This window comes from Klebsiella sp. CN_Kp075, from assembly GCF_040065055.2.
Classification (GTDB): Bacteria; Pseudomonadota; Gammaproteobacteria; order Enterobacterales; family Enterobacteriaceae; genus Klebsiella; species Klebsiella aerogenes.
Genome location: NZ_CM198050.1, coordinates 2,209,597 through 2,226,842, shown reverse-complemented (window position 1 = coordinate 2,226,842; position 17,246 = coordinate 2,209,597). Strand labels below are relative to the sequence as shown.

Genomic DNA, 17,246 nt, shown 5'->3' with positions numbered 1-17,246 from the left:
AGTGTATAGATGGTAACAAAAAATAATAAGTCGGTTATAAAGCGACAATGACGAGGCGGTAGTGCGAGGAAAATCGAAGAAAGAATGGGCCGCATCGCGGCCCATTCAGAAGGTTACTTTTTCGCTTCAGTCCATTTACCGTCGATAAAGAAGGCGGACCAGCCGGTCGCTTTACCCTCTTTCTCGGAGGAGACGTACTGTTGCTTGGTCTTACGACTAAAGCGTACCAGCGTTTTATTGCCCTCAGGATCCTGCTGCGGCGCATCGGCCAGATAACGCAGCTTTTCAGGCAGACGATCGCGGAAGCGGTACAACTCTTCCACTAACGGCGCACGTGTTTCACGTGATTTCGGGAAGGTGTTTGCCGCCAGGAAAACGCCCGCCGCGCCATCGCGCAGGACGAAATAAGCGTCGGACTTCTCGCAGGGCAGTTCCGGTAAAGGCACCGGATCTTCCTTCGGCGGAGCCACTTCGCCATTACGCAGGATCTTACGCGTATTTTTACATTCGTCATTGGTGCAAGCCATGTACTTACCAAAACGCCCCATTTTGAGGTGCATTTCGGAACCACATTTCTCACACTCCACGATAGGGCCGTCATAGCCTTTAATACGGAACTCGCCCTCTTCAATCTCGTAGCCGTCGCAGGTCGGGTTGTTACCGCAGACATGCAGTTTACGCTTCGGATCGATAAGGTAGCTGTCCATCGCGGTGCCGCATTTCTGACAGCGACGTTTAGCGCGCAGCGCGTTGGTTTCGGCATCATCGCCTTCCAGCACGTTGAGAACTTCGTTTTCCGGTACCAGGTTAATGGTGGTTTTGCAACGCTCTTTCGGCGACAAAGCGTAGCCAGAGCAGCCGAGGAATACCCCGGTACTGGCGGTACGAATGCCCATTTTACGCCCGCAGGTCGGACAGTCGATGCTGGTCAGCACCATTGGGTTCGGCTGCATACCGCCTTCTTCAGGATCCTTCTCAGCCGTTTGTAGCTGGGAAGTGAAATCGCCAAAGAAGTTATCCAGTACCTGTTTCCACTCGGCCTGATGATTGGCCACCTGATCGAGGCGGTCTTCCATCTGTGCGGTAAAATCGTAGTTCATCAGATCGCGGAAGTTTTCTTCCAGACGGTCGGTGACGATTTCACCCATTTTTTCAGCGTAAAAGCGGCGGTTCTCGGCGCGTACATAGCCGCGGTCCTGGATGGTCGAAATGATCGACGCATAAGTGGACGGACGACCGATGCCGCGTTTTTCCAGCTCTTTTACCAGCGAGGCTTCGCTGAAACGCGCAGGCGGTTTGGTGAAGTGCTGCGCAGGTGTCAGTTCCACCAGGCTGAGGCTGTCGCCCTGATTGACCACCGGTAACGTCCGGTCTTCATCGCCTTTACGCAGCGCTGGCATCACTTTCGTCCAGCCGTCAAAGCGCAGCGTACGACCGCGGGCTTTTAGTTTGAACTCGCCAGCCTGTACCGTCAGGGTGGTTGAGTCGTATTTTGCCGGCGTCATCTGACAGGCGACGAACTGACGCCAAATCAGTTGATATAACTTCTGCGCATCGGCTTCCATGTCTTTCAGCGATTCCGCCATCACATTCACGTCAGAAGGACGAATCGCTTCGTGCGCTTCCTGCGAGTTTTCTTTGCTGGCGTACTGATTCGCGCTTTCAGGCAGGTATTTTTTGCCGAAGTTATCGCCGATATAGCCGCGTACCATATTCAGCGCATCCTGACTCAGATTGGTAGAGTCGGTACGCATGTAGGTAATATGGCCGGCCTCATACAGACGCTGGGCCATCATCATGGTTTTCTTCACGCCGAAGCCAAGACGGGTACTGGCGGCCTGCTGCAGCGTGGAGGTGATAAACGGCGCGCCCGGCTTGCTGCTGGTCGGCTTATCTTCGCGCTCCAGCACGCTATATCGCGCTTTTTCCAGCAGCGCGACGGCCGCCATGGTTTCGTCACGGTTAACCGGACGGAACGGCTTGTCATTCTTGTGAGTCACCTGCAACGGTAACGCGTCACCGCCCGGCGTGGTAGTACTGGCGTCGATCTCCCAGAACTCTTCCGGAACGAAGGCTTTAATTTCACGTTCGCGCTCCACGACCAGGCGGACTGCGACAGACTGCACGCGGCCAGCGGACAGACCGCGGGCAATTTTTTTCCACAGCAGTGGAGAAACCATATACCCCACCACGCGGTCCATAAAGCGGCGCGCCTGCTGGGCATTAACACGATCGATATTCAGCTCGCCCGGCTTCTCAAAGGCCTGACGAATCGCGTTTTTGGTGATTTCGTTGAACACCACGCGGCTGTACCGTTGCTCATCACCACCGATAACTTCCCGCAGGTGCCAGGCAATGGCTTCCCCTTCGCGGTCAAGGTCGGTTGCGAGATAGATGTGGTCGGCTTTTTCCGCCAACTGTTTGAGTTCTGAAACTACCTTTTCTTTACCCGGAAGTACTTCATAATGCGCATTCCAGTCGTGCCATGGGTCTACACCCATGCGGTTGACCAGAGCGCCACGTTCATCCTTTTTAGGCTTTTTAGCCCCTTTGGTGGAGGTAGAGTCGGCGCTCTTTTTGGAAGCTGAGCCACTGGTCGGCAAATCGCGGATATGACCGACGCTGGATTTCACCACGTAGTCATTACCCAGATACTTATTGATCGTTTTGGCTTTTGCCGGGGACTCAACGATAACGAGAGCTTTACCCATATTCACCTTTACCTAATTTAATTCATCCAGGAATACATCGCACATTGATTCACCATCCACTAGCGACGTGCCTGATATGTTGCGGCCACGTCGATGGATATCAACCCTCTGCACGCCCAGTTTCACATCCATAAAACCAGATAGCTGAGTTTGCTGGCTTTAGCGAGCCAGGTTGCATAGCACGAAGAATTTTTGGCCGAATGTCAAGCAAATCTGTTGCCAGATCGCTGAAAGCGTCACACTGTACCTGATAAAATTCGTTACGCAACTTTATTAGCATGCAAAAGCCAACTCCGCCAGTAAAGTGATGTTTCTTAGCCAGTTGCAATTACCCCTGCACAATCAATGGAAAATTTGCCCGTTGCCCTCTCGCGGCGTAGACTACCGGCGAAGAACTACAGGAGTCCGTTATGCAAGGTACAACCCAACCCATCGAACGCCAGGCGTTACTTGAAATTGCCAATCAACTCATTCGCGATCATGAAGATACGTTAGCCGGAATTGAAGCCACCAACGTCGTTCAGCGTAACGGGGTTTTGGTGTTCAGCGGCGAGTTTTATCTTGATGAGCAAGGTTTGCCGACTGCGAAGAGCACTGCCGTATTTAACATGTTCAAGTATCTCGCTCATGAGTTGTCAGATAAGTATCACCTGGTTGATTAATAGCCAGTCATTGATGGGCCGGCTCTCGGCTTAAGCCAGCCAGAAACAGCAACGCGAGGTATTAGCCTCGCGTTGTCTTCTTTACATTAACGGCTTTTGCCCACGCTGCCACCAGCGCAACAAGAGACGGTCAGCACTTTCCGCCGCGCTACCGGTAACGCGGTCGAGCAACTTCTTACGCTGCTGATAACGCACGCTAATGACTTCATGGTTATCCATCATGCTCAACAGGAGTTCATCGCTGGTCTGTACCGCATCCGCCAGCCCTTTTTCCAGCGCCTGCACGCCGTACCAGTGCTCGCCGGTCGCTACCTTTTCGATATCCAGCGACGGGCGCATCTGATGTACGAAATCTTTAAAAAGCTGATGGGTTTCATTGAGATCTTCGCGGAATTTCTGCCGGCCTTCCTCGGTGTTTTCACCCAACATGGTTAACGTGCGTTTATATTGCCCGGCGGTATGGAGTTCAATATCGATGTCTTTGTTTTTCAGGAAGCGATTGATGTTGGGGATCTGCGCCACTACGCCAATCGAGCCAAGGATAGCAAACGGCGCGCAGACGATTTTGTTCGCCACGCAGGCCATCATATAGCCGCCGCTGGCAGCGACCTTATCGACCGCAACCGTCAGTGGGATCTGTTTATCACGTAAGCGCTGCAGCTGCGATGCAGCCAGGCCATAGCCGTGAACCACCCCGCCGGGGCTTTCCAGACGCACCACCACCTGGTCACGCGCCTTCGCCGAAGCCAGCACCGCCGTAATTTCTTCGCGCAGACCGCTTACCTCGTGGGCATCCATGCTGCCTTTAAAATCCAGCACCCAGATACGCGCCTTGCCGCTGGGCTCCGCGGCGCCCAATTTTGCCCGCGCTTTGGCTTCCTTGGCTTCCTGCTTATGCTTTTTCTTCTGCGCTTTATGCCAGAGTTTTTGCTGCGGGCCATCCAGCAGCGCCACCGCCAGCTCTTCTTTCATCTCCTTATATTGCTCGCTAAGATTCGTCACCCGCAGCTCGCCGCGCTGCTTCTTACGCTGAGTCAGATTAACGATAATGGCGGCGATAACCGCAATGGCAACGACGATAGTCGCAGCCTTGGCTAAAAATAAGCCGTATTGAGCAAGTAATTCCACGTTTTCACCTTGTGTAAAGCACTGACGTTGACGCACAGTGTACATCAGCCTTTATCATCAAGTCTCTGCGCTTTCCGTGCGCTGCGAGGCGCATTCCCGTTTTTTTTGTCGCAATGAAATCGTTGCAAGATATTAATTCTGCGAAGAGTTTCCCTTTGACTGATTGCAATCATCAATCGTTTGAGGCATAAAGCGCAAAAGTAAGATACCGAATAAGATGTGGCCATAAGCAGGCCAGCAGAGGAGTCGCCGTGCACTATCAACCGCAGTTTCACCTACTTAAAGACCGTATCATTCTGGTCACCGGCGCCAGCGACGGCATCGGCCGTGAAGCCGCCCTTACCTATGCGCGCTACAGCGCAAGCGTGGTACTGGTCGGCCGCAATGAAGAAAAGCTGCGCGGCGTCGCGCAAGAAATTGAACAGGCTGGCGGTATTGCGGCACGCTGGTTCACTCTCGACCTGTTGACCTGCACGCCGCAGGAGTGCCAGCAGCTGGCGCAGAAAATCGCCATTCACTACCCGCGTCTCGACGGCGTATTGCACAACGCGGGCCTGCTTGGCGACGTATGTCCGATGGACCAGCAGGATCCTGAGGTATGGCAGCAGGTGATGCAGGTGAACGTTAATGGCACTTTTATGCTCACCCAGGCGCTTCTTCCTTTATTACTCAAGTCTGATTCCGGTTCGCTGGTGTTTACCTCTTCCAGCGTTGGCCGCCAGGGCCGCGCCAACTGGGGCGCTTACGCGGCCTCGAAATTCGCCACCGAAGGGATGATGCAGGTACTGGCCGAAGAGTACCAAAGCCGTCATCTGCGGGTAAATTGTATTAATCCTGGCGGGACGCGCACCAAAATGCGCGCCAGCGCTTTCCCGACCGAAGATCCGCAAAAGCTGAAAACCCCTGCCGATATCATGCCGGTCTATTTATGGCTGATGGGCGACGATAGCCGACGTAAAACCGGTATGACCTTTGATGCCCAGCCAGGGCGTAAACCAGGGATATCCCAATGAGCGATCAACGTTACCGCGAGCGCCAGCAGCGGGTAAAAGACAAAGTCGATGCGCGGGTCGCCGCCGCCCAGCAAGAACGCGGGCTGATCATGGTATTTACCGGAAACGGCAAAGGCAAAACTACCGCCGCCTTCGGTACCGTCACCCGCGCGGTTGGACACGGCAAAAAAGCCGGCGTGGTGCAATTCATCAAAGGTACCTGGCCTAACGGCGAGCGTAATTTACTGGAGCCGCACGGCGTCGAGTTTCAGGTAATGGCCACTGGATTTACCTGGGATACGCAAAATCGCGAAAGCGATACCGCTGCCTGCCTCGATGTCTGGCAGCACGGGCGGCGTATGCTGGCCGACGACAGCCTGGATCTGGTACTACTGGATGAACTTACCTACATGGTGGCCTATGACTATCTGCCGCTGGAAGAGGTGCTGACGGCGCTGAGAAACCGCCCTGCGCACCAAACGGTGATGATTACCGGGCGCGGCTGCCATCGCGAAATTATCGAGTTAGCCGATACCGTCAGCGAGCTACGCCCGATAAAGCATGCCTTTGACGCGGGGGTTAAAGCGCAGATGGGGATTGATTACTAACCGCCAGCCGCGCCAGCAGTTGGCCGTTTAATGGCAGGCATACACAGTCCTCGCCGAGCGCCAGCTGCTGGTCGAGGACGTTTTGCCGCGAAACAAAGCGTTTACGGTACTCGGTCGGCGTCAGTCCGCAGTATTTGTTAAAGGCGGCGATCAGGTATTTGTGCTCCTGAAAACCGCAGCTATGGCTGATTTCGGTTATCGGCGTACGCGTATCCCGCAGCAGATTACGGGCCTTATTCAGCCGTACCAGGGTCAGATACTCTTTAAAGTTGTAACGACTCACCCGCTTAAACAGCCGGGAAAACCACGAATAGCTCATGCCGCTGTGCTCGGCCACTTCGCTCAACGTCAGTGGCCGATCGTAATGCAGATTAATATAATCAATGCCTTTTTTAATCATCGACTCTTCGCGTAGCGAGCTCTCTTCGCGCTCCTGCGGCTCCCCTGCCGTCACCAGCGCATCAAGCAGTAAATAAATTGCCGCGATGCGCTGGAATGGCGTACGGTTATCGACGAGCTGTTGCAGCAGCGCCGTTAGCCGCTGGCGCACCTGCCAATCCGCGTTCTGCGCAATACGTCCGGCGGTACACCACTCCAGCCGCGGAGAGGGATGCATTTCATCAAACAGACCTGGCGAAAATTGCACGGTGACCAGCTGGCTACCGGCCATCTCCGCGCAGAGTGAATGCACTTCCTCCGCGTTGATATACAGCATATCGCCCTCGCGCAATAGCCACTCCCGCTGACCGACGGCCAGCGTAAAACCGCCATGAAGGACGGTGATTAGCTCCGGCGCCGGGTGCCAGTGAGGTTCGCAGTAGCGTACCTCGGCGGCAAAGACGTTGAGTTTCTCGGCGTCGAAGGCGATCAGCTCGTAGCCGCTATTGGTCGCCGGCTGCCCGCTTTGCGTTACCTGACGAGGATGCGTCACCGAAAACGGGAACACGGATTACCTCCTGAACTTTTGTTTATTGATGACCCGCCAGCACGGCATTGAGTTCATTGCGATCGATATCCAGCGCCAGGAATTCAGTCAATGCAATCAGCAAACCACAGAACAGATCCGGGGCCAGGCGGATAAGCTTTTCCCGTACCAGGTCTGGCGCTACACCGCTTTTCGCCGATATCAGCGTCACCACGCGGGCAAAGGCTTCCGGCTGTTGAATAAGCTGCTGGAGAGAATTGTCGTCGCGTAACGGTACGTAGCGCGCAGGGCAATCAATCTTAACGCTTGCCGTTAATGGAAGATCGCGTGACGAAGCGCCCACGTAGATTTGCCACTGCCCAGGGGTCAGCAGCCAATCCGCCAGCCCCGGATGATAGCAGGCTAAATCAGCGACAGGCAGCGCGAGCTCGACCCGACGCGTTTCTCCCGCCAGCAACGACACTTTACAAAAGGCTTTCAGCGCGCGAACCTCGCGGATAAGCTCCCCCTTCGGGGCCGCAACGTACAGTTGTACAATCTCTTTGCCCTCATAATCGCCGGTATTCGTTAAATCAAACGCTACATACAGGGTGTCGCCTTCGGCAAGCCGCGCTGTGGAAAGCGAAAGATTGGCATAGCTGAATTGGGTATAGCTCAGGCCAAAGCCAAACGGGAAAAGAGGCGTAAGACTGCGCTTATCGTAATAGCGATAGCCGACAAATAGCCCTTCGCCATAATGATGGCGCAGGTTTTCCCCAGGATACTGCAGCCAGGCGGGCGTCTCTTCGAGCGTATTTGGCACCGTGACGGTCAGCTTACCGCAGGGGTTGCGCTTACCGAAGAGAATTTCAGCAACGGCGCGCCCCATCCCCTGTCCGGCGAAGAAGGTTTCCAGCAGCGCCCGGCATTCGCCAAGCCATGGCATCACCACCGCATCGCTGTTGGCCAACACCACCACCACGTTCGGCTGTACCGCAGCGACCTCGCGGATCAGCTGTTCGTGCGCGGGGAGAATATTCAGATCCTGGCGATCGCCATTTTCGCCATCTTCGCCAACCGCCGTGCTGACAAAAACCACTGCCACGTCGGCGGCCCCGGCAACATCGCGCGCCTGCGCCAGAGGCTGCTCGTCGCTTTGGTTGTCGTCTGGCGCGCCCGGCGACCACGTGACCTTAAAGTCGTCCCCGGCAAGATCGAAAATCTCATCCAGCGGACGGTCGAGCAAATACGGAACCGTGGTGGCACAACCTGAGCCCTGAATAACCGGCTCCTGTGCGGGCTTACCGATCACCGCGATGCGCGGGGTTTTATGTGGTTTCAGCGGCAGCAGGTTGTCTTCATTTTTCAGCAATACGATGGATTCTGCCGCTAAACGCTGCGATAACGCATGGTGTGCGGCAAAGTCAGCGCGCATTTGCGGCCGGCGATGTCGTTGTACTTTATCGACCAGCTCCAGCATCCGCAAACAAGCCCGGTCAACCACCGACATCGGTACCTCGCCGCAGGTGATGGCCGCCAGCAGGGTTTGTTTGTCCCGGCGGGTTTCCGGCATCGCCAGGTCGTTGCCGGCAAGCAGCGATGCCGGACGGTCTTTAATACCGTACCAGTCGGACATCACCAGACCGTCATATCCCCATTCATCACGCAATACCTGGGTCAGTAAGAACGGATCCTGCGATGTTTGGACGCCATTAAGACGGTTATAAGAAGACATCACCGTCCACGGCCGGGATTTGGCAATCGCTCGTTGAAATCCGGCGAGATAGATTTCACGCAGCGCTCGCTCCTCAATAATCGAATCCATTTCGGTACGCCGATACTCGGAGTTATTGGCGGCAAAATGTTTAAGGCTGGCGCCGACGCCTTCGGCCTGTAAGCCGTTAATTAGCGCCGCGGCGATATCACCGCTGACGATCGGGTCTTCAGAGTAGTATTCATAGCCGCGTCCAGCCAGCGGGGTGCGCCGAATGTTAATTCCCGGCCCCAATAGAATGCCCACCCCCATCTGTTGGCATTCGCGACCCAGCGCTTCCCCCATCTCCCGTACCAGTTCAACATCCCAGCTACAGGCCAGACTGGAGCCATTCGGAAAACAGGTGGCCGGCAGCGAGGCGCTGAACAATGCTTCACTGCCGCCCTTCGCGACAGGCTCATCGGCGCTGGCCTGGTCGGCGGTTTGAGTAATCACCGAGATGAAGTCATCCATGCTCCACTTTTCATTACCATCTATTTGCGCGCTGCTATAGCGCACGCCGTAGGTACCATCGGTCATCACGATATCGGGGATACCATGCTGCGGCAACGAAGCCGTGCGCCACAGGCCGCTGCCGGTCAGCAGCGCCACTTTTTCCTCTGCCGTCATGGCGGCGATAAGGGTACTAAAATCGTTATTCATCTCTCTGACTCCTTGAGGTTAAAGCGCATTTTGCTTACGCAGGCTGATTTTTTGCACAATATCGCGATAGGTTTTTTCATCCAACGAATAGCAGGCCACGAAGATGGCGCTGATGGCGAACATCGCGCCGGGGAAAAGCGTCATCAGAATATTGATGCCATTAATTGCATCGCTGGTCACATTACCCGCATCATAGTGATAGAGATCCAGCATCCAGCCCGCACAACCGCCGCCAATCGCCATCGCAATTTTGGTGATGAAGTTAAAGAAACCGTAGATTGCGCCTTCAGAGCGTACGCCGTGATGCCATTCAGCATATTCGACGGTGTCGGCAATCATCGACCACATGGCGACAAAGCCCATGCCTAGCGTAATGCTGTAAAGGCACACGCCAATCATTATCAGCCACAGATTATTACCGGCGATAAAATATTGCATCAGCACTCCCAGCACGCCAATTAACAATGCCATTAGCGCCATTTTCTTTTTCCCCATTAGCGCAATCACTTTCTCGGAAACAATGGTACCAATGATATAAGCGCCTGACTGAACCATGAAGAAAGTAGCGGTGAAACCTTCGCTGCCGATGATGTATTTAATAAAGTAAATGGCGATCGCCATCCATACGGTATAAGCGATATAGAAAAATACGGTAAATAATGACAGATGAATTAGTGGCGCATTACCTAATACCGCACGGAACATTTCACGAAGCGTCGGCGCATTCATTTTATCCTCTTCGCCAACTCGCTCCGTGGTCATGGCAAAACAGGCAAGAAACATAAAAGTCGCTAACAGCGCAAAACAGGAAACGGCAAAGACATAGCCCATTTGTTTATCGTTAAAAGGCGAAATCAGCCAGTCGGCGGTCGTGGAAACAATCAGATAGCCGACAATCGCCAACACAAAGCGGTATACCGACAGCGACGAGCGCGAGGCTTCATGCTGCGTCAGGCGGTTGGTCAATGCCGAATAAGGCGTGTTAACCGCCGTATAGGCCAGACAATAAATGGTATAAGAAGCAAGCGCGAAATAAAATTTAGCCTCCCCGCCAAACGGCACAAAACACAGCACGGTTAAAAAACCTAACGGTATCGCACCATATAATAGCCAGGGACGTAGTTTGCCATATTTACTCTGCGTCTTATCAATTGCAAAGCCAATCAGGATATTAAATATTGCGTCAATCACCCGGGCAATCACAAAGATCAGGCTCGCTTGTACCGCGCTGATGCCATAAATATTCGTATAAAAAAATAGCAGGAATAAAGAGACAAAACCGAACGATAAATTAGAGGCGAAATCACCTAAGCCATAGCCTATCTTTTCTTTTACGCCGATGACCACATAGCTTGCCGATAACTTTGTTGTTGTACTCATTGCGGGCTACCTGTTTTGTAATCAGTGCCGACAGTATATGGCGACGCTAATAACATCACTTTGCGTTATTTGTCTGCGTAATTCCTGTTTCTTGTCTTTATGCAAAAGTGTGAAAAATGTCACAAGCGAAGGGATAAAGGAGGAGCGTTCCGGCGGGAGACCGCCGGAACGGACAGCATTAGCCGTTAGTCTTGTTGCGGGTGCTGGAACGGCGGTTACCGTTATTACCCTGACGCGGATTGCCGCTGGTCTGGCTATGACGCTTGACGGCACGGCGAATCTGATTCGCTTTCATGCGACGGCGATCTTTCTCCACCGCCACTTTGCTTTCGGTTTCCGCTGGCAGCTCCACCAGTTCACGCAGATAGTTGGTCTGAGCCAGATCCAGTTCCGTCCAGCCGCCGCGCGGCAGGCCTTTCGGCAGCAGAATATCGCCGTAGCGTACGCGGATAAGACGGCTAACCTGAACGCCGACCGCTTCCCACAGGCGACGCACTTCGCGGTTGCGGCCTTCGGTCAGAGTGACGTTATACCATTGGTTGATCCCTTCACCGCCGGTGAACTTAATCGTTTTAAATGCTGCAGGGCCATCTTCTAACTGTACCCCACGCGCCAGCTGGCGCAGTTTGTCTTCATCAACCTGGCCGAAAACGCGAACGGCGTACTCACGCTCGACTTCGCGGCTTGGGTGCATCAAACGGTTCGCCAGTTCACCATCGGTGGTAAACAGCAGCAGGCCGCAGGTGTTCACATCAAGGCGACCTACCGCGATCCAGCGCGCGCCGCGCAGTTTCGGCAGACGGTCAAATACCGTCGGGCGCCCTTCCGGGTCGTTACGGGTGCAGAGTTCGCCTTCTGGTTTGTAATAGGCCAATACCCGGCAAATCTGCTCGGCAGATTCTTTTACCGAAATAAGATGACCGTCGATACGAATTTTCAAACCAGGTACGATTTCTACGCGATCGCCGAGGGTTGCGACCTTACCATCCACGCTGACGCGGCCAGCTTCGATGATAGTTTCAATTTCACGGCGGGAGCCATGGCCAGCACGAGCCAGCACTTTCTGTAATTTCTCGCTCATAGAGCTTCCTTTAGGTGTCGCCTTCCCAGGCGTCTGATATGCTTTGGCGACAACAGGTCATTAAAAACACCAACCTGTTGTTATATAAACACTTTACACAATTTAAGGCGCCATTCGTCAGCGCTGTAAAACAGCGCGCGCGCCTGCGTGGGCGAACATACTACACTAACTTCAAAATGAATGCTTCACTGCGATACATTTCTCCGTCTATTGCTCATCATCCGCCGTCAGCGAACTTGCCTGGATGGGAAAGTGGGCAAATGGCGCCGGATGACCAAATAGATAACCTTGCGCTTTCTGGCAGCCGAGGTCGCGTAACTGGTTTTTTATCGCCTCATTTTCAATACCCTCAGCAACAACGGGCACCTTAAAACCCTGAGCCAGCACAATCAACGATGCAATCATCGATTCTGCTTTATCCTCATCGGCAAATTGGCAAATCAGCCGGCGGTCAATTTTGATGCTATCAAATGACAGCGAGTGTAAATAAGACAGGCTGGATAAATTGACGCCAAAATCATCCAGCGCTACGGCAATACCATGGCGGCGTAAATAAGCAATCATTCTGCTCATTCGCGTAGCATCATTCATCAATAGCCGTTCGGTTATCTCAAGGCAAATATTGCCCGTGACCAGGCCATGACGATAGATAGCATCCATTAAATGCCAGGCAAAATCCTGTTGCAGAAGTTGAATCGCCGATACATTTATGTGCAGGAGGAAATGCGGTGACGCCCCGCGATTTATCATCCCGGCGAGTTCCCGACAAGCCTCCTCAATAATCCACCGCCCCAGTGGAATAATCATCCCACTCTCTTCCGCCAACGGGATGAAACGCTCAGGCGAGATCTCCCCACCCACTGCGGACGGCCAGCGAAGCAGACACTCTCCTTCACGAAAAATGGTTTGATCCTGCAAATCCACAATTGGCTGCAGTACCAGACGAAATTCATGATGCTGGATGGCATCATGAAGATGCTCATGAAGTTGGATATTATAAAGCTCGGCCTCATGCATCTCAGCGCTGAAAAACGTCGCGACGCCATTCCCCTGTTTCTGCGCATGACGTAGGGCAATCCACGCCTCACGCAACGTTTGCTCAATATTCTCAACGCTAATATCAGCCGTAACCAGACCAATATTTCCGGTGTAAACATATTTGCTTGCCGCAAGATGGGAGTCGTATTCGACATCGATAAATAGTGAGGAAAGTAGTTCACTATATTGCTGCCGCTCCTTTGGCTGGTGATGCCCCGGAAAAACCACGATAAGCTGATCCACTTTATCACGAGCGATTAGCGTATTCGTCGGCAGTAAATTACGCAGACGAAAAATAAAATCGCTAATAAATCTCTCACCATATTCGGTACTTAATGAATTGATAATCGCGTTCATGTTACTGATATGCAATAGCGCAAGTAAGTTTCTTCGCTGATATAGCGATGTCTGCCGCAGTAACCCTGTCCGCGTGAATAAGCCGGTGGTTTTGTCCTCTTCTATCTCGCGCCGTTGGACGTCGAAGCTTTCCGCCAGTTTATGTGACAGCGCCATAAAAGTGGTTTCCAGAGAGGCGATTTCCGGGAAATGACGCTTATTATCAGGCGGCGTCCAGCGGTGCGTCGCAAGCTGATCCGCTTTACGGACAATATCCCGCAATGGTTTGACCACCCTCGCCAGGCCGCAGAAAACCACCAACAGGCCAAAAGCAAAAATGATAAACAGCACGCCCATGGTAATGGCTATATATTTGACTATGGTGCGCGTAATCATTCTCGCCGGGCTAATTACAATCCCCGTCCAGTGCAGTATGCCGTCACGGTCGGTAACAGGAAAAGCATCAACATAATATTCTTCATTGCCGGAACTGAAAAACTGTAATCCCGTGTGGTCATGCGCTTTTAAGGTACGACTAGCGGCTACAACAACCGGTAAAGGAGTATTTTCCAGCGTTTGCAAATTCAGTTGCGAGTGTTTTTCCCCCGCCAACATACTCCGCGTTAATGAGGGAACGGATGAAGAGATTAGTTCATCTTTTTCATTAACAATCAGCAGAATACTTTCAGGATTGGGTTTAAATTTTTCCAGACTTTTATTTAGTTCGTTGAGGTGCAATTCGCTGGCGACGACGCCAACAAACTGCCCTGTGCGATTGAATGCCGGCGAGCTAAACGCGACGCCAATTTCATTATCATACTCATAATCGCGAAAGGGTTTTGTCCAGTGAGAACTCTGGTCTTTAGCAACCGCCGCATACCATTCGCGCTGCGTTATTTGATAATCCGGTAGCACCGCTTTTACCAATGAATTCACAGTGAGATGACTATACACCGTCAGATGATGAGCTGTTCGCGCATCTTTTACCGCAAGATAATCATTCGACGCGACTTTACCATGTGCCGCCTGAAGGAAATCGCCATTCACCGCGCCAAATTCAACCAGATTGAGATAATGTTTGTTGCTGAATACGTTATTGGTGATATTGACCATTTCTCCAATCAAACTGCGAACCGGGATCGCCGCACTGGATTGGCGCCCAATGGCATGGACCAGTATCGCATTCGCTTGTACGGGAACATCAATATAATCGTGGATAACTTCCTCGATATTGACTCTTTTCGCGCGCAGAATATCAGCACTCACCTCATCAAAAAAAGCATAACCTTCGTAGTAAAGAAAAGCATATGTCGTCAGCAGCACGACGATAATTGTCGTAACTAAAGTAAATATGATGGCCTGCGTTAAGGTGAACGGGTAGCTGTTGACCGAAAGCTGTTTTTTTAATATTTGCATCGTTATTATCGCCGTTTGTCTGGCACATCACTCGGGGTCAACAACAAATAAACCATTAGTAAATTCAAAGCTATCAAACGTTTTCGGCCGGGAATAATAATACCCCTGCGCCAAATCACAGCCCATCTCCTGCAGTTTTTCCGCCATTTCGCACGTTTCAACGCCTTCGGCCACCAGAGGCACGGAAAAGCTTCGAGCCAGCATTAACACCGAGGCGATAACCGCTTCATTTTTTTTGTCGTCAAGCACATTGCTGACAAACCCACGGTCGATCTTCAAACAATCAAACGGCAGTGAATGCAGATATGAAAGGCTGGAGTAACCGGAGCCAAAATCATCAATCGCGACGCAAACGCCAAGGCGGCGTAAATAAGCCAGTATCTCGACAATTCGCCACGTGTCTTGTAGCAAGACGCTTTCGGTGATTTCAAGGCAAATATTACTGTTCATCAAATCACAAGCGTGAATTGATTCCAGCAGATGCTGAGCAAAATCAGGTTGCTGAAGCTGAATTGGCGAGATATTGACGTGAAGTTTAAAATCCCGTGGCGCGCCGCGCGCGATAAACGCGGCAAGTTCACGACAGGCGGTTTCAATTATCCATTTCCCTAACGGCACAATCATGCCGGTGTTCTCGGCGAGGGAAATGAATTTATCGGGCGGCACGAAGCCAAGCACATTGGATTGCCAGCGAACCAGGCATTCACCTTCTTTACAAGGGCGCTGCGATTCAAATGCGACGATCGGCTGCATAACCAAATGAAAACCTTCTGAACGGAGATCATCGCATAACGCCTGGTGCAGACGCAGATTATTGACTTCCTCTTCACGCATAGCGACGGTGAAAAGTTTACTCATGCCGCTACGCTGCATTTGAGCATGCTGTAAAGCCAGGCTAACATTCATCAGACATTCGCTGATATTCTCTGGCGTGAGCGACTCAATCAACATGCCAATATGGCCTGTAAATATATGCGATTCACCCGGCATATCAGAAGTAGACATACGAAAAACGGAAGCAATTAGCGCACTATACCAGGCGACATCTTTTTCGGCATAAATGCCGTCAAAAGCAATGATGAACAAGTCTTCGCGATCGCGGCAACATAGCGCCCCTGCAGGCAACATTTTCCGAATGCGTAAAGCAAACTGATGAATAAACTGCCGCGCCTGGGCGGTACCAAGTACATGCTTTACCGAGTTGTAATTGTTGACGTGAATCATCGCCAACATATTGCGGTGATAGTAAAGAGATTCACAATTCAGTAGACCACTACGGGTTAAAAAGCCGGTTTCGCTATCCTCTTCCAGTTTCCGGCGTTTCAATTCAAACGTATCAGGAATAATTGAACAAAGATTGCTCAAGGCCGTATCCAGTGACGCTATTTCCGGAAATACTCGTTTAGTTTGTTTCTTCCACGGCATCAATCCGAGACGCACTTTATCTGCAACATCCTTTAAGGCGCCGGTAAAATGCGAAATAATCATCAGTAGAACCAACATCAAAATAAAAATAAACAGCGTCGTGGTGAAGGTCAAAAGTAGACGCTGCTTATTCATTTCAGCCATTTCCGCATGCTGCGGGGCGATAAGAACCGCCTTCCAGTTCAACAGATGTTGGCTGTCCTGCACGCTAAAGGCGGTCGCCAGCAAAGTCTTCTCCCCAGCACGTAAGGAAAATGACGTTGGCGACGGTGGCGCGGAAGTCAGTTTTTCTATCAGTTGGCGATCCTGCTGCCAGATCTGTTGGTTACCGGTACGCGCGACAATACGATTGTTGTCATCAATAAGCAGGAGAGCATAGCTTTTGTCCGGCAGGAGACTCTGTAAATAAGCGGTCATATCTGCGGGTGTGGCGCCACTGGCGATCGCCCCGACAAAGCGACCTTGCTTGTCGTACACCGGCTGGTTCCAGCTCATGATGATGCTGCCGGTAGAGAGGGAGCGTTGCCAGAAACCGCTCGTTTGCTGGCGTGCGCGGCGAAACTGCGGAAAATCAGCGACATTAAAGGCGTGATTAACTTTGACAATATTGGTCTGCGGGCTTAAACCGCTGTATTTTACCAGGGAGTGATGATTATCGCGCTGGGTTCGCTGCAAATAAATTTGATTACTGTGATTGTCGCGAATGACAGCAATACAGGCGCCATTTTCTGCAAACCACGACAGGCTTTGAAAGGCAGGCATGGTTTTAAACGCGCTCGCGGTCAAATACACCATTTCAGGAACCAAAGCATCCTTATCGATATTGTTACCTTCCCCCTGAATATATTGTAAAAATAGATTCGTTATTTGTCGCGGGCGGTCAACGGCATCCTCAAGTTTATGCTGAATCAACGCATACTGAGTTCCGATGATTTTTTTATCAATGGCGGTACTGACCTGACGCGACTGATAGTTAAACAGGCCGGTCAGGCTGACAATAATCAGCATTAACGCCAGCAGTGAAACAACCAGCACGCTTTTCACCAGGGTGATGGGATAAGTATTTGGGGTCAGTTTGAGCATAAATTAACTGTATTCAATCACAAGTAAAAGGTCATTATTATTGAGTTTCACCAGCTTAAATCTCGA

11 protein-coding genes are annotated in these 17,246 nt (G+C 52.0%); 3 read left to right on the top strand and 8 right to left on the bottom strand.

Annotated features, from left to right (window positions below; translation table 11 throughout):
- Nucleotides 1-113: 113 nt before the first annotated feature.
- A complete protein-coding gene (topA, locus tag ABLV78_RS10620; protein ID WP_045393156.1) occupies nucleotides 114-2,711 on the bottom strand; it encodes a type I DNA topoisomerase in 2,598 nt (865 codons plus the stop codon).
- A 410-nt stretch (nucleotides 2,712-3,121) separates the two neighbouring features.
- Here topA and ABLV78_RS10615 point away from each other — a divergent pair, with 410 nt between their 5' ends.
- Entirely contained in the window at nucleotides 3,122-3,373 is a 252-nt protein-coding gene (locus ABLV78_RS10615; protein WP_015366222.1) for a YciN family protein, read from the top strand.
- A gap of 81 nt (nucleotides 3,374-3,454) precedes the next feature.
- On the opposite strand, the gene sohB is transcribed toward ABLV78_RS10615, so the two are convergent.
- Nucleotides 3,455-4,501 (bottom strand): protease SohB, encoded by a 1,047-nt coding sequence (gene sohB / locus ABLV78_RS10610; protein ID WP_047045013.1) that lies wholly within the window; start codon nucleotides 4,499-4,501, stop codon nucleotides 3,455-3,457.
- A gap of 251 nt (nucleotides 4,502-4,752) precedes the next feature.
- Between sohB and ABLV78_RS10605 the strand changes: the two genes are divergently transcribed.
- On the top strand, nucleotides 4,753-5,514 hold the full coding sequence (locus ABLV78_RS10605) for a YciK family oxidoreductase (RefSeq protein ID WP_047045014.1): 762 nt from the start codon (nucleotides 4,753-4,755) through the stop codon (nucleotides 5,512-5,514).
- Nucleotides 5,511-6,101: a cob(I)yrinic acid a,c-diamide adenosyltransferase gene (gene cobO / locus ABLV78_RS10600; protein WP_045393160.1), complete on the top strand. Its 591-nt coding sequence runs from the start codon at nucleotides 5,511-5,513 to the stop codon at nucleotides 6,099-6,101. Before ABLV78_RS10605 ends, cobO begins: the two co-directional genes overlap by 4 nt.
- On the opposite strand, the gene ABLV78_RS10595 is transcribed toward cobO, so the two are convergent.
- The 6 genes from ABLV78_RS10595 to ABLV78_RS10570 all read right to left on the bottom strand — a co-directional run bounded on the left by ABLV78_RS10595 (nucleotide 6,073) and on the right by ABLV78_RS10570 (nucleotide 17,009).
- Nucleotides 6,073-7,047, bottom strand: a complete 975-nt coding sequence (locus tag ABLV78_RS10595; protein WP_045393162.1) for a helix-turn-helix transcriptional regulator — start codon at nucleotides 7,045-7,047, stop codon at nucleotides 6,073-6,075. The two genes, cobO and ABLV78_RS10595, sit on opposite strands and share 29 nt — an antisense overlap.
- A 22-nt stretch (nucleotides 7,048-7,069) precedes the next feature.
- Complete coding sequence (locus tag ABLV78_RS10590; RefSeq protein ID WP_047045018.1) at nucleotides 7,070-9,421, bottom strand: beta-glucosidase family protein; 2,352 nt, start codon at nucleotides 9,419-9,421, stop codon at nucleotides 7,070-7,072.
- A gap of 18 nt (nucleotides 9,422-9,439) precedes the next feature.
- On the bottom strand, nucleotides 9,440-10,801 hold the full coding sequence (locus ABLV78_RS10585; protein WP_047045019.1) for an MFS transporter: 1,362 nt from the start codon (nucleotides 10,799-10,801) through the stop codon (nucleotides 9,440-9,442).
- Nucleotides 10,802-10,979: 178 nt separating this feature from the next.
- A complete protein-coding gene (gene rluB, locus ABLV78_RS10580; RefSeq protein ID WP_045393170.1) occupies nucleotides 10,980-11,882 on the bottom strand; it encodes a 23S rRNA pseudouridine(2605) synthase RluB in 903 nt (300 codons plus the stop codon).
- Nucleotides 11,883-12,089: 207 nt separating this feature from the next.
- Entirely contained in the window at nucleotides 12,090-14,672 is a 2,583-nt protein-coding gene (locus tag ABLV78_RS10575) for an EAL domain-containing protein (protein WP_047045022.1), read from the bottom strand.
- Nucleotides 14,673-14,699: 27 nt separating this feature from the next.
- Nucleotides 14,700-17,009 carry a bifunctional diguanylate cyclase/phosphodiesterase gene (locus tag ABLV78_RS10570; RefSeq protein ID WP_226473511.1) on the bottom strand — a complete coding sequence of 770 codons (2,310 nt, stop codon included), beginning with the start codon at nucleotides 17,007-17,009 and terminating at the stop codon, nucleotides 14,700-14,702.
- Nucleotides 17,010-17,246 lie beyond the last annotated feature (237 nt).